The 20,686-nt window shown below is 60.4% G+C and carries 20 protein-coding genes and 1 pseudogene; 8 read left to right on the top strand and 13 right to left on the bottom strand.

Features of this window, described 5'->3' with window-relative positions; genetic code table 11:
- Positions 1 to 79 precede the first annotated feature (79 nt).
- From DKY63_RS20845 to mgrA, 3 genes are all read left to right on the top strand, one after another.
- Positions 80 to 970, top strand: a complete 891-nt coding sequence (locus DKY63_RS20845) for a LysR family transcriptional regulator (RefSeq protein WP_110965811.1) — start codon at positions 80 to 82, stop codon at positions 968 to 970.
- Positions 971 to 1,137: 167 nt separating this feature from the next.
- Positions 1,138 to 1,539 carry a type II toxin-antitoxin system HicB family antitoxin gene (locus DKY63_RS20850; RefSeq protein ID WP_110965812.1) on the top strand — a complete coding sequence of 134 codons (402 nt, stop codon included), beginning with the start codon at positions 1,138 to 1,140 and terminating at the stop codon, positions 1,537 to 1,539.
- Positions 1,540 to 1,670: 131 nt separating this feature from the next.
- Entirely contained in the window at positions 1,671 to 2,708 is a 1,038-nt protein-coding gene (gene mgrA, locus DKY63_RS20855) for an L-glyceraldehyde 3-phosphate reductase (protein ID WP_110965813.1), read from the top strand.
- Between the two features lie 135 nt (positions 2,709 to 2,843).
- Here the strand turns inward: mgrA and tauD are convergent, their stop codons facing one another.
- The 7 genes from tauD to DKY63_RS20890 form a co-directional block, all read right to left on the bottom strand.
- Positions 2,844 to 3,686: a taurine dioxygenase gene (gene tauD / locus DKY63_RS20860; RefSeq protein ID WP_110965814.1), complete on the bottom strand. Its 843-nt coding sequence runs from the start codon at positions 3,684 to 3,686 to the stop codon at positions 2,844 to 2,846.
- Between the two features lie 61 nt (positions 3,687 to 3,747).
- Positions 3,748 to 4,581 carry a taurine ABC transporter permease TauC gene (tauC, locus tag DKY63_RS20865; protein ID WP_110965815.1) on the bottom strand — a complete coding sequence of 278 codons (834 nt, stop codon included), beginning with the start codon at positions 4,579 to 4,581 and terminating at the stop codon, positions 3,748 to 3,750.
- Positions 4,578 to 5,372 carry a taurine ABC transporter ATP-binding subunit gene (gene tauB / locus DKY63_RS20870; RefSeq protein WP_110965816.1) on the bottom strand — a complete coding sequence of 265 codons (795 nt, stop codon included), beginning with the start codon at positions 5,370 to 5,372 and terminating at the stop codon, positions 4,578 to 4,580. Before tauB ends, tauC begins: the two co-directional genes overlap by 4 nt.
- Positions 5,373 to 5,387: 15 nt before the next feature.
- Complete coding sequence (gene tauA / locus DKY63_RS20875; RefSeq protein ID WP_110965817.1) at positions 5,388 to 6,365, bottom strand: taurine ABC transporter substrate-binding protein; 978 nt, start codon at positions 6,363 to 6,365, stop codon at positions 5,388 to 5,390.
- A 217-nt stretch (positions 6,366 to 6,582) separates the two neighbouring features.
- Entirely contained in the window at positions 6,583 to 8,166 is a 1,584-nt protein-coding gene (gene gshA, locus DKY63_RS20880) for a glutamate--cysteine ligase (RefSeq protein ID WP_110965818.1), read from the bottom strand.
- Positions 8,167 to 8,428: 262 nt separating this feature from the next.
- Positions 8,429 to 8,812, bottom strand: coding sequence for a PaaI family thioesterase (locus DKY63_RS20885; RefSeq protein WP_110965819.1), 384 nt, complete (start codon positions 8,810 to 8,812; stop codon positions 8,429 to 8,431).
- Positions 8,812 to 11,136, bottom strand: coding sequence for a Tex family protein (locus DKY63_RS20890; protein WP_110965820.1), 2,325 nt, complete (start codon positions 11,134 to 11,136; stop codon positions 8,812 to 8,814). Before DKY63_RS20890 ends, DKY63_RS20885 begins: the two co-directional genes overlap by 1 nt.
- 361 nt (positions 11,137 to 11,497) lie before the next feature.
- On the opposite strand from DKY63_RS20890, the gene ompR reads away from it, so the two are divergent.
- Together ompR and DKY63_RS20900 are read left to right on the top strand one after the other, a co-directional pair.
- Positions 11,498 to 12,238 (top strand): two-component system response regulator OmpR, encoded by a 741-nt coding sequence (ompR, locus tag DKY63_RS20895; RefSeq protein WP_020795794.1) that lies wholly within the window; start codon positions 11,498 to 11,500, stop codon positions 12,236 to 12,238.
- Between the two features lie 114 nt (positions 12,239 to 12,352).
- Positions 12,353 to 13,666 carry an ATP-binding protein gene (locus DKY63_RS20900; protein WP_110965821.1) on the top strand — a complete coding sequence of 438 codons (1,314 nt, stop codon included), beginning with the start codon at positions 12,353 to 12,355 and terminating at the stop codon, positions 13,664 to 13,666.
- A gap of 84 nt (positions 13,667 to 13,750) precedes the next feature.
- Here DKY63_RS20900 and rimK read toward each other — a convergent pair whose 3' ends face one another.
- The gene (rimK, locus tag DKY63_RS20905; protein WP_110965822.1) at positions 13,751 to 14,656 is read right to left on the bottom strand and encodes a 30S ribosomal protein S6--L-glutamate ligase; all 906 of its coding nucleotides are present in this window, start codon (positions 14,654 to 14,656) and stop codon (positions 13,751 to 13,753) included.
- Entirely contained in the window at positions 14,653 to 15,114 is a 462-nt protein-coding gene (locus DKY63_RS20910) for an ATP-dependent zinc protease family protein (protein WP_204354365.1), read from the bottom strand. Before DKY63_RS20910 ends, rimK begins: the two co-directional genes overlap by 4 nt.
- A gap of 233 nt (positions 15,115 to 15,347) precedes the next feature.
- On the opposite strand from DKY63_RS20910, the gene DKY63_RS20915 reads away from it, so the two are divergent.
- From DKY63_RS20915 to DKY63_RS20925, 3 genes are all read left to right on the top strand, one after another.
- Complete coding sequence (locus DKY63_RS20915; protein WP_110965824.1) at positions 15,348 to 15,752, top strand: RNA-binding S4 domain-containing protein; 405 nt, start codon at positions 15,348 to 15,350, stop codon at positions 15,750 to 15,752.
- A gap of 202 nt (positions 15,753 to 15,954) precedes the next feature.
- Positions 15,955 to 16,857: an Hsp33 family molecular chaperone HslO gene (gene hslO, locus DKY63_RS20920; protein WP_110965825.1), complete on the top strand. Its 903-nt coding sequence runs from the start codon at positions 15,955 to 15,957 to the stop codon at positions 16,855 to 16,857.
- A 181-nt stretch (positions 16,858 to 17,038) separates the two neighbouring features.
- On the top strand, positions 17,039 to 18,580 hold the full coding sequence (locus tag DKY63_RS20925) for a phosphoenolpyruvate carboxykinase (RefSeq protein ID WP_110965826.1): 1,542 nt from the start codon (positions 17,039 to 17,041) through the stop codon (positions 18,578 to 18,580).
- Between the two features lie 60 nt (positions 18,581 to 18,640).
- On the opposite strand, the gene DKY63_RS20930 is transcribed toward DKY63_RS20925, so the two are convergent.
- From DKY63_RS20930 to DKY63_RS20945, 4 genes and pseudogenes are all read right to left on the bottom strand, one after another.
- Positions 18,641 to 19,495: a DMT family transporter gene (locus DKY63_RS20930; RefSeq protein WP_110967955.1), complete on the bottom strand. Its 855-nt coding sequence runs from the start codon at positions 19,493 to 19,495 to the stop codon at positions 18,641 to 18,643.
- A 43-nt stretch (positions 19,496 to 19,538) separates the two neighbouring features.
- Positions 19,539 to 19,892, bottom strand: a complete 354-nt coding sequence (locus tag DKY63_RS20935; RefSeq protein ID WP_110965827.1) for a DUF1493 family protein — start codon at positions 19,890 to 19,892, stop codon at positions 19,539 to 19,541.
- A gap of 122 nt (positions 19,893 to 20,014) precedes the next feature.
- On the bottom strand, positions 20,015 to 20,302 hold the full coding sequence (gene nadS, locus DKY63_RS20940; protein WP_110965828.1) for a NadS family protein: 288 nt from the start codon (positions 20,300 to 20,302) through the stop codon (positions 20,015 to 20,017).
- A gap of 2 nt (positions 20,303 to 20,304) precedes the next feature.
- A pseudogene (locus DKY63_RS20945) lies at positions 20,305 to 20,619 on the bottom strand (type II toxin-antitoxin system RelE/ParE family toxin).
- Positions 20,620 to 20,686: the final 67 nt, after the last annotated feature.

Genomic DNA, 20,686 nt, shown 5'->3' on the forward strand with positions numbered 1-20,686 from the left:
TCACATGTTTACTCAGGCCGATAAATGCACGAGAGTTGCCTTGACTGTTCAATAATCGCCAACAATCGAGGAGCCCGCCGTGGATCAGGTCAAAGCGATGAAAGTGTTCGTGCGGATCTACGAGCGCAGCAGCTTTACCCTGGCGGCGCAGGACCTGAACTTGCCGCGGGCAACCCTGACCCACACCCTGAACCAGTTCGAAGCCTGGCTCGGCACGCGCTTGCTGGAGCGCAGTACGCGCAAGGTTCGTCCTACGCTGGATGGAGAAGCCTATTACCAGCGCTGTGTGCAATTGCTCGCGGAACTGGAAGAGGCGGAACTGGCCTTTCGCAGCGTCGCGCCCAAAGGGCGATTGCGTGTGGATCTGCATGGCACCCTGGCCAGGCACTTTGTGATCCCGGCCTTGCCGCAATTCATGGCGCGCTACCCCGACATCGAACTGTCCATCAGCGAGGCCGACCGCCTGGTCGACCTGATCGCCGAAGGCGTCGACTGCGTACTGCGCGCCGGCACCCTGAGTGACTCGGCACTGATCGGCAAACGGGTTGCCAGCCTGCGCCAGATCACCTGCGCCAGCCCTGCCTATCTGCGCAAATACGGCGAACCGAAAAGCCTCGACGAACTGAAAAACCATCGCGCGGTGAACTACGTTTCGCGCACCGACGGCAAGGTGTTCCCCTTCGAATTCAGGGTCGACGGCGAACTCAGGGAAGTGGCCCTCGATAGCGCCGTGTCAGTGTTCGGCGCCGAAATCTACGCCGCCTCCGCCATCGCCGGCCTGGGCCTGATCCAGTGCCCGCACTACCGCATGGAAACCCAGATCGCCCAGGGCCTGATCAAGGAAATCCTCGTCGACACACCACCGCCACCGATGCCGGTCTCGGTGCTGTACCCCCACAACCGACACATGTCGCCACGGGTTCGGGTGTTTGTGGATTGGTTGGCGGAGGTGTTTGCGGGGGCAAGGTAAAGGTCAAAAGATCGCAGCCTTCGGCAGCTCCTACAGGGGATCAATGTACATCTGTAGGAGCTGCCGAAGGCTGCGATCTTTTCAGAATGTGTACCGTGTAAATGCATGTTTATTTCTGACTTACAGTCTTGGTCCTTTTAACCAACTCACTGTAAGGGCTGGCCAACATGATATTTCCCGTCGTTGTACATAAGGATGCCGACTCGGAGTACGGCGTGATCATCCCGGACGTGCCGGGTTGTTTTTCCGCCGACAGCACGGTGGCGCAGGCACTTGAAAGCGTGAAAGAGGCGCTGGCGCTGCATTACGAAGGTCTTGTGACAGATGGTGATCCATTGCCCCAAGTTCAGGAAATCGACGCGCATCTGGATAACCCTGATTACGCCGGTGGAGTGTGGGCAGTAGTGGATTTCGATATCACCCCTTACTTCGGCAAGTCGGTGCGTTTCAATGCCACGCTGCCGGAGCAATTGCTTGAGCGAATCGATCAGACCGTCAAGCGTGATCAGCGTTACAGTTCGCGATCCGGTTTTTTGGCCGCAGCAGCGTTGCGCGAGTTGTCGGCATAGGGTTTTGATGAAATATGTGAAACGTTTCAGCAATTAGTCGAGTCAGAGGTTTTTTGGCGTTTGTCCGGGCGTATGCTGGGCGACTGGCGAAGCAGTCGAGACCAGATTCAAGACAGACAAGAGAGGATTCGATGACTTACACCGCTGCCGAAAACCGCTACGACTCCATCCCTTACCGCCGCGTGGGCCGCAGCGGGCTGGTGCTGCCGGCGTTGTCCCTGGGCCTGTGGCACAACTTTGGCGACAGCACGCCGATCGATACCCAGCGTTCGTTGTTGCGTACGGCGTTCGATTTGGGCATCAACCATTTCGATCTGGCCAACAACTATGGTCCGCCCTATGGCAGTGCCGAGATCAATTTCGGTCGTCTGCTGCGCGAAGACTTCAAGCAGTACCGCGACGAATTGATCATCTCCAGCAAGGCCGGCTGGGACATGTGGCCGGGTCCTTATGGCCAGGGCGGCGGTTCGCGCAAGTACGTGCTGGCCAGCCTCGACCAGAGCCTGCAACGCCTCGGCCTGGACTACGTGGACATTTTCTATTCGCACCGCTTCGACCCGGACACGCCGCTGGAGGAAACCGCCAGCGCATTAGCCACGGCCGTGCAGCAGGGCAAGACGCTGTACATCGGCATCTCGTCTTACTCCGGGGTGAAAACCCGGGAGATGGCCGCGTTGCTCAAGGAGTGGAAGGTGCCGCTGCTGATCCATCAGCCGGCCTACAACCTGCTCAACCGCTGGGTGGAAAAGGACCTGCTGGAGACCACCGACGAACTTGGTACCGGTGTGATTGCCTTCACGCCGCTGGCTCAAGGGCTGCTGTCGGACAAGTACCTCAACGGCGTGCCGGCGGATGCGCGGGTCAATCGTCCGGGCGGTGGTTCGTTGCAGGCGTCGCACCTGTCCGAGGCCAATATCGCTCATGTGCGGGCGCTCAATGAGATCGCCAAGCGTCGTGGCCAGAGTCTGGCGCAGCTGGCGCTGGCCTGGACGTTGCGTGACCCTCGGGTGACGTCGGCGCTGATCGGTGCGAGCCGGCCGGAGCAGATTGTCGAGAACGTCGGGGCGTTGAAGAATTTGAGTTTCAGTGCTGAAGAGCTGGCGGAGATTGACCGGTTTGCCCAGGAGGGTGGGATCAATCTTTGGGAGAAGCCTTCGACGGCGAAGTAAGTGTTTGGCGCCGGCTTTTGTGGCGCCTGTTTTGGCCTCATCGCGAGCAGGCTCGCTCCTACAGTTAAAATGCATTCCATTGTAGGAGCGAACCTGCTCGCGATGGGGCCATTAAATTCAGCACAAATGGCCCGGTCAGCGAAAGAACGGCACATCCCCCAGCACCGTCGCCCGCTGCATCACCCGCCGCGCCGGGCGGTAATCATCGACCGCGTAATGTTGGGTCACGCGGTTGTCCCAGAACGCGACGTCGTCTTGCTGCCAGCGCCAGCGAATGGTGAATTCCGGGCGGGTGGCGTGGGCGAACAGGAATTTCAGAATCGCCTCGCTCTCGGTGTCTGACAGTTCATTGATCTTCGAGGTGAAGCCTTCGTTGACGAACAGCGAACGGCGCCCGCTCACCGGGTGCGTGCGGATCACCGGATGTGACAGCGGCGGATTCTTGCGTCGCGCTTCTTCCCATTGCGCCAATGCTTCAGGGGTATTGCCGTAGCGCTCCAGTGGAAACGAGCGAGTGAAGTCATGGGTGGCGGTCAGCCCTTCGAGCAGGGTTTTCATTGGTGCCGACAAGGCTTCGTACGCCGCGATACCACTGGCCCACAACGTGTCGCCACCAAACTCCGGCAACAGCTTGGCGCTCAGCACCGCGCCCATGGCCGGGGTCGGCAGAAAGGTGACATCGGTGTGCCAGATCGCATTGTCACGCACGTCGGTGACGGCAGTGTCGAGGATCAGCACTTCCGGTTGTTCCGGCACATTCGGGTAGATCGGGTGAATGTGCAGGTCGCCGAAGTTGGCCGCGAAACGCGCCTGCTGTTGCGGGGTGATCGGCTGGTCGCGGAAGAACAGCACCTGATGCTTGAGTAGCGCCTGCTCGATGGCGTCGCGCTGTTCCAGGTTCAGCGGCTGGCTGATGTCGACGCCGCTGATTTGCGCGCCGAGGGCGGAGCTTAAGGGGACGATGTTCAAGATACTCATGAAAGTTCTCTTCAATTCGGGGTGTATCCAATTCCCTGTGGGATTTGCACATGACTAATGTTCAGTGGGATTGGCCGTGCCAAGGCACCAGCTTTCGCTGCAGGGCACGCAGGCCCATTTCCATGGCAAAGGCGATCAAGGCGATCACCAGAATCCCCAGCACCACCACGTCGGTGACCAGGAACTGCGCGGCGGACTGCACCATGAAGCCCAGGCCGCTGGTGGCGGCGATCAGCTCGGCGGCGACCAGGGTCGACCAACCCACACCCAGGCCGATGCGCACGCCGGTCAGGATGTCCGGCAGGGCGCTGGGCAGAATCACATGACGGATCAATTGCGCGCGAGTCGCCCCCAGGGACTGGGCGGCGCGCAATTTCGCCGGGTCGACGGTGCGCACGCCAGTGGCGGTGGCAATGGCGATCGGCGCGAAAATCGCCAGATAGATCAGCAGGACTTTCGACAGCTCACCGATGCCGCACCAGATCACGATCAGCGGTAGATAAGCCAGTGGCGGAATAGGGCGGTAGAACTCGATCAGCGGATCGAGCACACCACGGGCAATACGGTTGGCGCCGATGGCAATGCCCACCGGCACGGCGGTCAGCACCGCAAAACCCAGGCCCAGGCCGATGCGGCTGAGGCTCGCGCCCAGGTGCTGCCACAGGGTCGAGTCCATGTAGCCGGTGGTTGCCAGCAGCCAGCCTTTTTGCAGCACGGCGGACGGTGGCGGCAGGAACAGCGGTTCGATCAAACCGCTCGCCGTGACGGCCCACCAGATCACAATCAGTGCCACCAGGGTCAGCGCGCTGATCCAGCGAGTGCTCAAGCTGCGACGTACCGGAACCAATGTTGAGCCCGGTTTGACCGCCGCGACGGGAATTTCATAGCTGCTCATGCGCGCTCCTGCCGCTGGGCGGCGCTGCGTTGGGAGAACACTTTGGCGAGCACGTGTTCACGGGTTTCGATAAAACGCGGATCTGACTTGATCGAACGTGCCGACTCGCCGGCGGCGTAACGCTGGCCGAAATCCAGGTGAAGGCGTTCGACGATTTGCCCGGGGTTCGGCGCCAAAAGGATAAGGTCGGTGGCGAGGAACACCGCTTCTTCAATGTCGTGGGTAATCAGGAACACCGGCTTGGCGGTTCGGCGCCAGACTTGCAGCAGCAGTTCCTGCATCTGTTCGCGGGTGAAGGCGTCGAGGGCGCCGAACGGTTCGTCCATCAGCAGCACGCGCGGGTCGGCGGCGAGGGCGCGGGCCAGGCCGACACGCTGTTTCTGCCCGCCGGACAGTTGCCAGATGCGGCGGTGTTCGAAACCGGAAAGGTCCACCAACGAGAGCATCTCGCGGGCACGCAGTTCGCGCTTTTCCTTCGCAACACCGGCCAGCTCCAGGCCGAAGCCGACGTTGGCCAGTACGTCCTGCCAGGGCAGCAGGGCGTCGTCCTGAAACACCACGCCGCGTTCGGCGCTCGGTCCTTTGACCGGCACGCCATCGAGGGTGATGCGCCCGGCGCTGGGCTCGACGAAACCGGCAATCAGGTTCAACAGCGAGGTCTTGCCACTGCCGGACGGGCCGAGGGCGACCAGCAATTGCTGGGGCCCCAGGGTCAGGGAAATATCCGCCAGCACCGGTGTCGGGCTGCCGGGGTACTGTGCGCTGATGCGCTCCAGCTGTAGCAAGGCCATCGCTTTAACTCCCGATCAGTTGCTGATGAATTTGGCGCTGACGTACGGCGCGTAGTCCGGCAGCACGGCCTCGACCTTGCCTTGCTCCTTGAGGAACACGGCGGTGTCGGTGATGGCCTTGGTGGTTGGCGCGCCGAGGGTGACCACCTGATCAGCCGCCAGCGGGTAGACGTTGCCTTGCAGCAGCAGCGGGATGTCGCTGGCCTTGGCGCCCGAGAGCTTCACCAGCTTGTCGACATTGGACGGGTTGGCGAGCCAGGCTTGCGGGTCCTTGCGGTAGTCGGCGTAGGCATCCAGGGTCACTTTGGCAAACGCGGTGACGATTTCAGGATGCTTCTCGGCGAAGTCCTTGCGCACGATCCAGGCATCGAAGGTCGGCGCGCCGAACTTGGCCAGCTCGCCGGAGGTGATCAGCACTTTGCCGTTTTCTTTGGCCACGCCCAGGGCTGGATCCCAAACGTAGGTGGCGTCGATATCACCGCGTTTCCACGCAGCGATGATCGCCGGCGGGGCGAGGTTGAGGACGGTGACTTTGGAAGGGTCGATGTTCCAGTGTTTCAGCGCGGCCAGCAGGCTGTAGTGGCCGGTGGAAACGAAGGGCACGGCGATCTTCTTGCCGATCAGGTCTTGCGGCGTCTTGATCCCGGAACCGTCGCGCGCCACCAGGGCTTCGGCCGCGCCGATCTGGGTGGCGATGAGGAAGGTTTCCACCGGCACCTTGCGGGTGATGGCCGCAGTCAGCGGGCTGGAACCGAGGTAACCGATCTGCACGTCGCCGGAGGCGATGGCGGCGATGATGTCGGCGCCGTTGTCGAATTTGCGCCAGCTGATTTCGGCCTTGGTGGCTTTCTCGTAGGCGCCGTCGGCCTGGGCGACTTTTGCCGGATCGACGGTGGTCTGGTAGGCGACGGTGACGTCAGCCGCTTGGGCAAACAAACTCGCCGCAGCCAGGGACGCGGCCGCCAGCAAGCGAAGGGGGAAAGTGAATTTCATGGGGATGCTCCTTGTCAGGCGACCGAGAGTCGGCGTGAAAGGAGACTAAATGATCTAAGAATTCGAAAATAAATAACTTTTTCGAATTAGCTTATGTGGGGAAGATTTTAGAGCGACCGCTGCGCGGTCATCGCGAGCAGGCTCGCTCCCACAGGGATAACTCATAACCTGTGGGAGCGAGCCTGCTCGCGATAAGGTCCGCAGGACCTTCAAGGGATCAGTTGCTGATCGCCAGAATGCTCGCCTGATACGCCCCGACAAACACATCGAAATCGCCGACTTCGTTCTGTTCCAGCTCCACCTGCTCTGCCAGCGACGAGCGCGCGCGCTCTTCAAAGGTCGCCTGCACGTTGGCGGGCAGCGGCTCACTGCGGAAAAACTCCGCATGGGTTTGGCTCTGGCGCAGGGAGAATTGGGCAAAGCTTTCCTTGTGCTCGGCCATCGCCGCCAGGACCTGGGCCGAGGGTGTCAGGGACGGGTCATTGACCTTGGCCATCTGCGCATCCAGCGCCTTGCTGTGAGCGTCGCCGCCATGGCTCTGATCCAGCAGCGCGGCCAGCGGCGCGATGTTTTCCAGCAATTGGCTGGCCCATTCCTTCAGGTCTACCGGTTGGCCATCGCGCTGCAGATGCAGGCCTGGACGCCGGCCTTCCTTGACCACCTTGAGGAAGTTCGAGGTGGCGTTGCCGCAGCTGGTATTGGTCAGCAGCGGGCTGTCGTTCAGGGCGCAGAACAGCAGGAAGGCGTCGAGGAAGCGCGATTCGGTGATGTCGATACCCATCGGCAGGAACGGGTTGATGTCCAGGCAGCGTACTTCGACGTACTGGATGCCACGGGCCATCAGGGCCTGGATCGGACGCTCGCCGGAATAGGTCACGCGTTTCGGGCGGATGTTGGAGTAGTACTCGTTTTCGATTTGCAGGATGTTGGTGTTGAGCTGAACCCACTCACCGTCCTTGTGCGTGCCGACTTCAACGTACGGGGCATAGGGTGTGGCCACCGCTTTGCGCAGGCTGTCGGTGTAGCTGACCAGATCGTTGTAGCAAGGCGTCAGGCCGGCCTGGGCGTTGCTCTGGTAACCCAGGTCGCTCATGCGCAGGCTGGTGGCGTACGGCAGGTACAGGGTGTCCGGATCCAGTTGTTCCAACTGGTGCGAGCGACCGCGCAGGAAACCGGCATCCAGCGCTGGCGAGGCACCGAACAGGTACATCAGCAGCCAACTGTAGCGGCGGAAGTTGCGGATCAGGGCAATGTAGGACGACGACTGGAAATCGCGGTCGGTACCGACAAAACCTTCAGCCGCCTTGAGCAACGGCCAGAGTTTTTCCGGCAGGGAAAAGTTGTAGTGAATCCCGGCGATGCACTGCATGGTCTTGCCGTAGCGCAGGGCCAGGCCCTTGCGGTACACGTACTTGAGCTGACCGATGTTGGACGTGCCGTAGTAGGCGATCGGGATATCTTCCTCGGCCGGCAACGGGCACGGCATCGATGGACTCCACAGGTACTCGTTGCCGAGTTTGCTGTAGGCAAAGCGATGAATGCTGTCCAGGCTCGCCAGCGTATCGGCCGGATCGGTCAGGGCCGGGGTGATGAACTCCAGCAGCGACTCGGAATAGTCGGTGGTGATCTGTTCATTGGTCAGCGCGGAACCCAGTTCTTCCGGGTGCGGCGTTTGCGCCAGGCGACCTTCGCCGGTCACGCGCAGGCATTCACGTTCGATGCCGTGAAGGCACTGTTCGAGCAGAGAGAGGTTAGCGCGCTCGCCGAGCAGGGCCAGGCGGCGGTTGAGAAGTTCGCTCAAGTTGGATTCCTTCACGCGTCAGTCGCCCCAATATGGGGGTGGGCAGGACGGTCTACAAGGGTGAAGTTAAAACTGGCGTTATCGCCTGGTTTTCGGACTGATCGCCGCAATTCCCTGTGGGAGCGAGCCTGCTCGCGAAGAGGGAGTGTCAGCCGACATTGAAGTCACCTGACACACCGCCTTCGCGAGCAGGCTCGCTCCCACAGGAAAATTCGGCGCTGCGGTCACAGCGCCGAAATTACCTCAAATTGATGGCGACTAGCTACAGGACAGCGAACGTGCCTTGTGCTTTTGCGACCAGTTTGTCGCCTTGCATGACGTCGGCCTCGACCACCAGGGCGCGACGGCCCGGGTGGATCACCCGGGCCGTGCACATCACCTCGCCGTCGGTGACGGCGCGGATGTAGTTGATCTTGCACTCGATGGTCGCGCTCTGCTGGCCGAAGCCGTGGCTGCTGGAGCAGGCCAGCCCCATGGCAATGTCCACCAGGCTGAACAAGGCCCCGCCGTGCAGTTTGCCGGCGCGATTGCGCAGCTCAGGTTCCAGCACCAGGGCGACTTGCGCCACCCCGGTTTCCAGGCTGTGCAAACGGCAACCCAGCAGCTTGAAAAACGCGCTTTCGGTGTACCCGGCCGGGATGTCCATCAGCGCTTCTTCAACTGCTTGGCGTTGGCGAACAGCGACGCCATGGCGTTGTTGCTCGGAGCCGCCGTCGCGGTTTCCTTGCGGGGTGCGTTGTTCTGCGACTGGCGTGGCGCCGAGCCAGGACGAGCACCGCGAGCGCCATCGATTTTCTCGCCCGGTGTGTCGCTCATGCGCATCGACAGGCCCACGCGTTTGCGCGGAATGTCGACTTCCATGACCTTCACCTTCACCACGTCGCCGGCCTTCACCGCTTCACGCGGATCCTTGATGAACTTCTCCGAAAGTGCGGAGATGTGCACCAAACCGTCCTGATGCACGCCGATATCGACGAAAGCACCGAAGTTGGTCACGTTGGTCACGACGCCTTCGAGGATCATGCCCAGCTCCAGGTCCTTGAGGTCTTCGACGCCTTCCTGGAACTCGGCGGTCTTGAATTCCGGACGCGGGTCACGGCCCGGCTTTTCCAGCTCTTGCAGGATGTCGGTGACCGTTGGCAGACCGAAGGTCTCGTCGGTGAATTTCTTCGGATCGAGGCGTTTGAGGAACGCGGCGTCGCCGATCAGCGAGCGGATGTCACGGTCGGTCTCGGCGGCAATGCGTTGCACCAGCGGATAGGCTTCCGGGTGCACGGCAGACGAGTCCAGCGGGTTTTCGCCGTTCATGACGCGCAGGAAGCCGGCGGCCTGTTCGAAGGTTTTTTCACCCAGGCGTGCGACTTTCTTCAGTGCAGCACGGGTCTTGAAGGCGCCGTGCTCGTCGCGGTGGCTGACGATGTTCTGCGCCAGGGTCGCATTGAGGCCGGAAATGCGCGCCAGCAGCGCCACGGACGCGGTGTTCACGTCCACGCCAACGGCGTTCACGCAGTCCTCGACCACAGCGTCCAGGCCACGGGCCAGCTTCAGTTGCGACACGTCGTGCTGATACTGGCCGACACCGATGGATTTCGGATCGATCTTCACCAGCTCCGCCAACGGATCCTGCAGGCGACGGGCAATCGACACCGCGCCGCGGATCGACACGTCCAGGTCCGGGAATTCCTTGGCCGCCAGTTCCGATGCCGAGTACACCGATGCGCCGGCCTCGGACACCATGACCTTGGTCATCTTCATGGCTGGGTATTTTTTGATCAGCTCAATGGCCAGCTTGTCGGTTTCGCGGCTGGCGGTGCCGTTACCGATGGCGATCAGGTCCACCGAATGCTTGGCGCACAGGGCGGCCAGGATGGCGATGGTCTGATCCCACTTGTTGTGCGGCACGTGCGGGTAAACGGTGGCGTGATCCAGCAACTTGCCGGTGGCATCGACCACGGCGACCTTGCAGCCGGTGCGCAGGCCCGGGTCGAGGCCCAGGGTGGCGCGTGGGCCGGCCGGAGCCGAGAGCAACAGGTCGTGCAGGTTGTGCGCGAATACGTTGATCGCTTCGGTTTCCGCGCCGTCGCGCAGTTCGCCCAGCAGGTCGGTTTCCAGGTGGGTGTAGAGCTTGACCTTCCAGGTCCAGCGCACCACTTCGCCCAGCCATTTGTCGGCCGGACGGTTCTGGTTCTGGATGCCGACGTGCTGGCCGATCATGCCTTCGCACGGGTGCATGGTGCCCGGCAGTTCATCGCCGACTTTCAGCGCGGAGCTGAGGATGCCTTCGTTGCGGCCACGGAAAATCGCCAGGGCACGGTGCGACGGCATGGTTTTCAGCGGTTCGTCGTGTTCGAAGTAGTCGCGGAACTTGGCGCCTTCCTCTTCCTTGCCGGCAATCACGCGGGCACTGAGGATGGCTTCCTGCTTGAGGAAATTGCGCAACTTGTCCAGCAGGCTGGCGTCTTCGGCGAAGCGCTCCATCAGGATGTACTTGGAACCCTCGAGGGCGGCCTTGACGTCGGCGACGCCTTTTTCGGTGTTGACGAAGCGTGCCGCTTCGGTTTCTGGGGTCAGGCTCGGGTCGTTGAACAGACCGTCGGCCAGCTCGCCGAGGCCGGCTTCCAGGGCGATCTGGCCCTTGGTGCGGCGCTTCTGCTTGTACGGCAGGTACAAGTCTTCGAGGCGGGTCTTGGTGTCGGCGAGCTTGATGTCGCGTTCAAGTTGCGGGGTCAGCTTGCCTTGCTCTTGAATGCTGGCAAGGATGCTGATGCGCCGTTCGTCGAGTTCTCGCAGGTAGCGCAGACGCTCTTCTAGATGACGCAATTGGGTGTCATCGAGGCTGCCGGTCACTTCTTTCCGGTAACGGGCGATGAAGGGAACGGTAGAGCCTTCATCGAGTAGCGCGACGGCCGCTTCGACCTGTTGTGGGCGTACGCCGAGTTCCTCGGCGATGCGGCTGTTGATGCTGTCCATAAAACCACCTGACAAATTGTGAAAGCAGGCTCGCAGGTGCATCGTAGGGCCCTGGCGAGTCTGGTTGAGCGGTCTAGCCTGCACCGCTGCCTGGATCAAAAGGTATCCCGTTGACCCGTGAAATCGAACAATTACTGCCAGTGCCATGAAAAATAAAAGTTGGCCACCGGGTGTAACGATCAGACGTTGCCTGACACAAAAGGCCGCGCATTATAACCAGCGTTCGGTCATTCGGGGGCATCGCGGCCTGCAGGTGCAGGGGCCGGTTTTCTGGCGGTACAGGAAAAATCTGCTAACAATGCACACGGTGCGTATAACGGCAGCTAAGCCATAATGCGCGCCGAGCTAAAAGGAGCATCCAATGAGCAGCACTGCAAACATTGCTGAAGGCGAAAAAATTCTTATTGTTGACGACGACCCGGGCCTCAGCAGCCTGCTGGAGCGTTTTTTCGTCAGCAAGGGCTACCGCGCCCGTGCCGTACCGAACACTGAGCAAATGGACCGCCTGCTGGCGCGCGAAGTGTTCAACCTGGTCGTCCTCGACCTGATGCTGCCCGGCGAAGACGGCCTGACCGCTTGCCGCCGCCTGCGCGGTGCGAACAACCAGATCCCTATAATCATGCTGACCGCCAAGGGCGACGAGCTGAGCCGCATCAAGGGCCTGGAACTGGGCGCCGACGATTACCTCGCCAAACCATTTAATCCCGATGAGCTGATGGCCCGCGTCAAGGCCGTCCTGCGCCGTCAGTCGGCCCCGGTGCCAGGCGCACCGGGCAGCGAAGACGAAAGCGTGACCTTCGGTGACTACGAACTGTCCCTGGCAACCCGCGAGCTCAAGCGCGGTGAAGAAGTGCACATGCTCACCACCGGTGAGTTCGCGGTACTCAAGGCGCTGGTGATGAATGCCCGTCAGCCACTGACCCGCGACAAACTGATGAACCTGGCCCGTGGCCGTGAGTGGGATGCCCTTGAGCGTTCCATCGACGTGCAGATTTCCCGCCTGCGCCGGATGATCGAACCCGATCCGTCCAAGCCGCGTTATATCCAGACCGTCTGGGGCGTGGGTTACGTGTTCGTGCCGGACGGCGCCGCCACCAAGTGACCGGCCCATTGCAGGAGCGGGTCGGCGGTTGAAAGGTCAGATGACCTTGGCCGCAGACTCGCGACCTGCAATATGCGAGCATCGCTCGTTCCTGCAAGTGTGTAGCGCCTATCCATGAAAACCCCGGTTTGGTTTCCTCAGAGTTTCTTCTCCCGCACCCTTTGGCTGGTGCTCATCGTCGTTCTGTTTTCCAAGGCACTGACCCTGGTTTATCTGTTGATGAACGAAGACGTGCTGGTGGACCGTCAGTACAGCCACGGCGTCGCCCTGACGCTACGTGCCTACTGGGCAGCGGATGAAAACAACCGCGACAAGATTGCCGAAGCTGCCACCTTGATTCGCGTGGTAGGGGCCGGTGTGCCGGAAGGCGAGCAACATTGGCCTTACAGCGAAATCTATCAACGGCAGATGCAGGCCGAGCTGGGGGCCGACACCGAGGTGCGATTGCGCATGCACACGCCTCCGGCATTGTGGGTGCGAGCGCCAAGCCTGGGTGATGGCTGGCTGAAAGTGCCGTTGTATCCGCATCCGCTGCGTGGTCAGAAAATCTGGAATGTGCTGGGCTGGTTCCTGGCCATCGGTTTGTTGTCCACAGCGTCGGCATGGATCTTTGTCAGTCAGCTCAACCAACCCCTCAAACGCCTGGTCTACGCCGCCCGGCAACTCGGCCAGGGTCGCAGCGTGCGTCTACCGATCAGCGATACGCCCAGTGAGATGACCGAGGTGTATCGCGCCTTCAACCAGATGGCCGAAGATGTCGAACAGGCCGGTCGCGAGCGTGAGCTGATGTTGGCCGGGGTATCCCATGACCTGCGTACGCCGCTGACCCGCTTGCGCCTGTCACTGGAGCTGATGGGCGATCGCAGCGACCTGACGGACGACATGGTCCGCGATATCGAAGACATGGATGCGATCCTCGACCAATTCCTGGCCTTTATCCGCGATGGCCGTGATGAGTCGGTCGAGGAGGTGGACCTGAGCGATCTGGTCCGCGAAGTCGCCGCACCGTACAACCAGATGGAAGAAAAAGTGCACCTGCGGCTGGAGCCGATCCAGCCGTTTCCGTTGCGTCGGGTGTCGATGAAGCGGTTGCTGAACAACCTGATCGGCAATGCGTTGCACCACGCGGGCAGTGGCGTGGAAGTGGCCGCTTACGTCTCCGGTGACACTGCCGCTCCCTATGTGGTGTTGAGCGTGATGGACCGTGGCGCCGGCATCGATCCGGCGGAACTGGAAGCGATCTTCAACCCCTTCACCCGTGGCGATCGTGCCCGGGGTGGCAAGGGTACGGGGTTGGGCCTGGCGATTGTGAAGCGGATTGCTTCGATGCATGGCGGCAATGTTGAATTGCGCAACCGTGAGGGCGGAGGGCTGGAAGCTCGGGTCAGGTTGCCGCTGGGTTTGATGTTGCCGCGGGATGCGGTTTAACGGCTAAAAAAGATCGCAGCCTGTGGCAGCTCTACAGGGTACGCATTCCCATGTAGGAACTGCCGCAGGCTGCGATCTTTTGCTTCAACCCTTCCCTTTGGTCCGGGTCATGTTCGGCCCACCATTCTTCTCCAGGTGCTCGATGATGATCCCCGCCACGTTCTTGCCCGTGGTGGTCTCGATGCCTTCAAGACCCGGCGACGAGTTCACTTCCATCACCAGCGGTCCGTGATTGGAGCGCAGGATATCCACGCCCGCTACCGTCAGGCCCATGACCTTCGCTGCGCGCAAGGCGGTCATGCGCTCTTCCGGCGTGATCTTGATCAGGCTGGCGCTGCCGCCGCGATGCAGGTTGGAACGAAACTCGCCGGGCTTGGCCTGGCGTTTCATCGCGGCAATCACCTTGTCGCCCACCACGAAGCAGCGAATATCAGCGCCGCCGGCCTCCTTGATGTACTCCTGAACCATGATGTTCTGCTTGAGGCCCATGAAGGCCTCGATCACCGATTCCGCCGCCGTCGCGGTTTCGCACAGCACCACGCCAATACCTTGGGTACCTTCCAGCACTTTGATGACCAACGGCGCACCGTTGACCATCGCAATCAGGTCGGGAATGTCGTCGGGGGAGTGGGCGAACCCGGTCACCGGCAGGCCGATTCCACGGCGTGACAGCAATTGCAGCGAACGAAGCTTGTCCCGCGAGCGGGCAATGGCCACCGACTCATTGAGGGGAAACACACCCATCATTTCAAACTGGCGCAACACTGCGCAGCCATAAAACGTCACGGATGCCCCGATCCGAGGGATCACCGCATCGAACCCTTCCAGCGGTTTGCCGCGATAGTGGATTTGCGGCTTGTGGCTGGCGATGTTCATGTAGGCACGAAGGGTATCGACCACCACCATTTCATGGCCGCGTTCAATGCCGGCTTCGACCAGGCGGCGGGTGGAATACAGACGCGGGTTACGCGACAGCACAGCGATCTTCATGCAACACCTGTGGAAGAGGTAGATACCGGGAACACCGGCTTGTCTTGTACATATTTAATGCCCGGATTGACCACCAACTGGCCTTCGATCAGGGCTTTGGAACCGAGTAGCAGGCGATAACGCATGGATTTGCGGCAGGCGAGCGTGAACTCGACCCGCCAGACCCGATCACCGAGGGCCAATGTGGTGCTGATCACGTATCGCACCTGCGCGTGACCGTTGGAGCTCTTGATGGTTTTTTTTGTTACCAGCGGCGCTTCGCAGCGACGGTGACGCAGTTGCACCACCGTGCCCAGGTGCGCCGTGAAGCGCACCCATTGCTCGCCATCGCGGTCGAATACTTCGATGTCGGTGGCATGCAGGCTGGAGGTGCTGGCGCCGGTGTCGATTTTTGCCCGCAGGCCCGCGACTCCCAGATCCGGGAGCGCCACCCACTCGCGCAGACCGACAACGGTCAAATGGTCAAATGTCTTCAAATTTGCTCAACCGGTAGAAACCGCGGTGGCCAGAGGCGGCCGAATTCGCGGTATTCACGCAGAATAATGGTTCAAAGGCGACAGATATCTACGGACCCGATTTCCTGTTTCCCAAGGAGGTTAGGAAATGTCGGCATTGTAATCCGGGGTCACGTAATTTTTCGTACGACAGAACGGTAGTACAGTTCACCAATATTTCAGAACGAGGAAATCCCATGGCACAAAAAAACGAAGAGGACGACAAAGTCCGCCTCGATAAATGGTTGTGGGCTGCACGTTTCTACAAGACACGCGCCCTGGCCAAGGCCGCGATCGAAAGTGGCAAGGTGCATCACCGGGGCGAGCGCTGCAAGCCGGGCAAGGAGCCGCGTATCGGTGATGAGTTCGAGATTCGTACCGGTTTCGATGAGCGCACGGTAGTGGTCCAGGCATTGTCGATCGTGCGCCGCGGCGCGCCGGAAGCACAGACGCTGTACACCGAAACCGAGGCCAGCATCGCCAAACGCGAAGCCGCGGCGGCCCAGCGCAAGGCCGGCGCCCTGGGGGTGAGCACCGACGGCAAGCCGAGCAAGAAGCAGCGGCGGGACCTGTTCAAGTTTCGCGGCAGCAGCAACGAATAGGCGCAATTGGAGCCCTTTGTCCGCGACCTACTTGCAATTGTCCGGACGAGTAACCATATCGGGGGATTCCCCAACGGCGTAACGAGCAAAAACCAGCCGCTCGTCGAATATCGCTACGGCACCCGACCCCATGGGCCATAAAGAGGGCCTGCGGCGTCAGCGGCGTTGAATTCCATCTTTCACCATTCAGATACTCAGACTTATGACCGACCTACCGGATACCGACTTCACTCAACGCTTCATCTTCGATGACAGCGACACCCGTGGCGAAATGGTTTCGCTGGAACTCAGCTACGCCGAAGTCCTCGCCAAGCACGCCTATCCGGAGCCGGTCGCGCAACTGCTCGGCGAACTGATGGCGGCCGCGTCGCTGCTGGTCGGCACCCTGAAGTTCGATGGGCTGCTGATCCTCCAGGCCCGCTCCGAAGGCCCGATCCCGCTGCTGATGATCGAGTGCTCCAGCGAGCGCGACATCCGTGGCCTGGCCCGTTACGAGGCGGACCGCATCGCGCCCGATGCGACCCTGTCCGACCTGATGCCGGATGGCTCGCTGACCTTGACCATCGACCCACGGCAGGGCCAGCGCTATCAGGGTGTCGTTGATCTCGACGGCGAGAACCTGTCCGAGTGCTTCACCAACTACTTCGTCATGTCCCAGCAGATTGGCACGCGCATCACGCTCTGCGCCGATGGCCGTCGTGCCCGGGGCATCCTGTTGCAGCAACTGCCTGCCGACCGCATCAAGGACGAGGAAGAGCGCGCCGCCAACTGGCAGCACCTGTCTGCGCTGACCGGGACGCTGACTGTCGATGAGCTGTTGAGTCTGGATAACGAAACCGTTCTTCATCGTCTCTACCACGAAGAGCAGGTTCGCCTGTTCGATGTGCAGAAACTGCGCTTCCGCTGCAGTTGCTCCCGCGAACGTTCGGCCAATGCCCTGGTCAGTCTGGGAATGGAAGACGCGCAAAACCTGGTGGTCGAACACGGTGGTCATATCGAAATCGACTGCCAGTTCTGCAACCAGCAATACCTGTTCGATGCGGCCGATGTCGCTCAATTGTTCGCCGGAGCGGGTGTCGATACGCCGTCAGATACCCGTCACTAAAACGGTTCAGCGCAGGTAAATTCACTGGCCAGTGCCGGAATAACGCCGTTACGACGGGAGGGCCCTACTCTTTTTGGGCATTTCTGGCATAATCCGGGCCACTTTTTTCGCGGTAGTAGTGCACGACTTTCTACTACAAAACGTTTGGAGCACACTCGGCCACTGGCCGACGGGGAAACTCATGACGCAAGCCAATAACGCCGTGTACACCGATCTGAGTGTTGATGATCTGGTAAAAGAAGCCCTGAATCGCGGTGAGGGCGAGCTTGCCGATACCGGCGCACTGGTGGTTCGTACCGGTCACCGTACCGGCCGTTCGCCAGTCGATCGCTTCATTGTTGAAGAGCCGAGCACTCAGGCCGCTATCGCCTGGGGCCCGATCAACCGCAAGTTCCCGGCCGACAAGTTCGATGCCCTGTGGGCTCGTGTTGAAGCATTCAACAACGCGCAGGAGCACTTCGTTTCCCACGTTCACGTAGGTGCCGCCGACGAGCACTACCTGGCTGTGAAGATGACCACCCAGACGGCCTGGCAGAACCTGTTCGGCCGCTGCCTGTTCATCAACCCGGAGCAGTACAACCCGGCTGGCCGTGCAGAGTGGCAGATCCTGAACGTTGCCAACTTCGAGTGCGTGCCTGAGCGTGATGGCACCAACTCCGATGGTTGCGTGATCATCAACTTCGCACAGAAGAAAGTGCTGATCGCCGGCATGCGTTACGCCGGTGAAATGAAGAAAGCCATGTTCTCCGTGCAGAACTTCCTGCTGCCGGCCGCCGACGTGTTGCCAATGCACTGCGCCGCCAACATCGGCGAAGCAGGCGACGTGACCCTGTTCTTCGGTTTGTCCGGTACCGGCAAGACCACCCTGTCGGCCGACGAAAGCCGTTACCTGATCGGTGACGACGAGCACGGTTGGGGCGAAGGCGTTGTCTTCAACATGGAAGGCGGCTGCTACGCCAAGTGCATCGACCTGTCCGAGAAGAACGAGCCGGTCATCTGGAAAGCCATCAAGCACGGCGCTGTACTGGAAAACGTCGTGATCGACGATGCCAAGCACGCCGACTACGCCGATGTCAGCCTGACCCAGAACAGCCGCGCGGCCTACCCGCTGGAGCACGTTGCCAAACGTTCCGAAGCGAACCTGGGCGGCGAGCCGAATGCTGTGATCTTCCTGACCTGCGACCTGACTGGCGTACTGCCACCGGTGTCGATCCTGAACAACGAGCAGGCGGCCTATCACTTCCTGTCCGGCTACACCGCGCTGGTCGGTTCGACCGAAATGGGCTCGGGCAGCGGTATCAAGTCGACTTTCTCCACCTGCTTCGGCGCACCGTTCTTCCCGCGTCCGGCTGGCGAATACGCTGAGCTGCTGATCAAGCGCATCAACGGCTTCGGCTCCAAGGTTTACCTGGTCAACACCGGCTGGACCGGCGGTGGTTACGGCGTCGGCAAGCGCTTCAACATCCCGACCACCCGTGGCGTGATCGCAGCGATCCAGAGCGGCGCTCTGATCGGTGCCGAGACCGAGCACCTGGACACCATCAACCTCGACGTGCCAAAGGCCGTTCCGGGCGTTGAGACTGGCCTGCTGAACCCACGCAACACCTGGGCCGACAAAGCCGCCTACGACGAAGCCGCCAAAGCACTGGCCGGCCTGTTCATCGAGAACTTCAAGAAGTTCGACGTGAGCGATGCGATCAAGGCTGCGGGTCCAAAGCTGTAAGCTTTGGTTTGAAGCCATGAAAAAGCCGCCCCTCGGGGCGGCTTTTTTGTGCGCGACGTTTCAGGTCTTCAGGTGCAGGATAAACGCCCCGACCAGCACCAGCATGACCCCCAGCACCTGCACTTTCGCCAGCCGCTCCTTGAAGAACATAAAGCCCAGGATCGCCGCGATCCCGCCCGACAATGTGCTGATCACCGTCACCACCGAGACGGAGCCAGCCACCGCGCCCCAGGCAAACGCCGAAAAGCCGCCGAGGTTCATCACGCTGGCACCGGTCAGCGTCAGGCAGTTTTTCAGCGGCGGGATTTTCAGGCCGTCGTCGACTCTCAGGACGATCGCCACCAGCACAATCAAGCCGATCAGGTACGCGAGCCACAGCATCGTCACAGGCCCCAGGGCGTGCAGCACATAACGACCTTGCAGCCAGAAACTGGTGCCGTAGAAAGCCGCCGCCAACAGTGCGAAGGCAATGGAACTGCTCGCTTCAGCGGTGTGCGGTACTTGCGGTTCGGAGTGAATGCTGGAGAGGGTCACGCCGATTACACAGAGCGCGATACAGGCCAATTGCAGCAGGCTGATGTATTCACCCGCGGCCCAGGAAAGCAGGGTCGTCACCACGCCGTAAGTAGTGACCAGCGGTGCCACGATCGAGGCTTTACCGAGGGCGAAAGCCTTGGACAGCGACAGCGCGCCTGCCACTGTAAGCATTGCGGCGACAACCCCGAGCAACCAGGTTTCCAGTGGCGCGGCCATGGCGCGCAGAATGAAGACGGGGAAGCTGATCAACAACAGGCTCATGATGCTGAAGCCCAACGCCTGGCCGAAATACACGGCACGTTTAACGCCAACCGCACGGGCGTTCACACCCACCAGGAAATCCGTACCGCCCCACAACAAGGCGGCCAACAACCCCATCAGTACGTCCACGCAATATCCTTATCGTTATGCGCCCGGGACTTCACAGGCCTTCGAGTACCTCTGTGTCCCAACGTTGGGCCTTGATCGCCCGGTAGAGCATGCCGATGGTCAACGGCACCTTCTCGCCACGACCCTTGGCCTTGCGCTTCACATACACATCGTAGCCGTCGGGCTGGAAATAGCGATAGTTGTCGTAATCCGCGAAATCGATGGGGAAACGGTCTTCCAGGGTTTCGATCAGGTGCTTGGCATCGGCGCCGTTGCAGCGCAGGTCGAAATTGATGGAGGTGGTGAGACTGATGGTTTTGCGTACGGGCAGGCCGATTTCTTCGTGGAGGAGTTGGATGAGTTGGTGGAGGGTGGGGTCGTCGGGGAGGGCGGGGGAAAGGTTCATTGAAGGTCTATCTGACTGGGGGTGGGGCTAGTCGTGGAATGGCTCGCACATTCAAGAAGCACTGGCATTTATTCCATGGCAATGGAGTTTGAGGCGGGAGCGGTTTGGCGGCGTGGCGCTATTCAGCTGGCTAGAGCATTCAATACATGGACAGGGTCATTATGTATGGCTTTCAGCAAAGCTTTGGCCGGGCCCGTCGGTTCGCGGCGGCCCTGTTCCCAATTGCGCAAAGTGCCCAGTTGCACGTCGATCAAGGCTGCGAACTTGGCCTGTGTAAGTCCGGTTGCCTTGCGGATTTCTTTGACATGCAATGCGTCGACAGTGAATTCGCGAGAGGGCTTGCGCTCGCCTCGCAAAATTTCATTCATTTCTTCAACGCTTCCCATCAGCTCATCAAAAAATTTACTCATGTTTATCTCCAGTGCTCTATAGCTTCCTTCAATGCTTTACGTTCGTCGCCAGTCAGGTCCTGCTGTTCATTTTTAGGGTAGATCATCAATAAAACGATCTGTGACATCGAGACGAAGTGATAGTAGATCACTCGCGCTCCACCCCGTTTGCCGTGACCTTTGGCTGCGATCCTGATTTACCGAATCCCGCCCGTATTTTCAATCACATCACCGGCCAAAGGATTCAATACCAGTACATTCTGAAAGGCCGCGTAGGCTTCATCATCTATCAGATCTTTGGCCCTGCGAGTGAAGACGGAAGTTTCGATAAAAATCATAGCAAGTGTACGCCATTGACTTACTTTTGGAAGTGTTGGTCTGGATGATCTTCCTTGGTAGAAAGAA

Origin of the sequence: Pseudomonas putida (genome assembly GCF_003228315.1) — a bacterium.
In the GTDB taxonomy this organism is placed as follows: domain Bacteria; phylum Pseudomonadota; class Gammaproteobacteria; order Pseudomonadales; family Pseudomonadaceae; genus Aquipseudomonas; species Aquipseudomonas putida_S.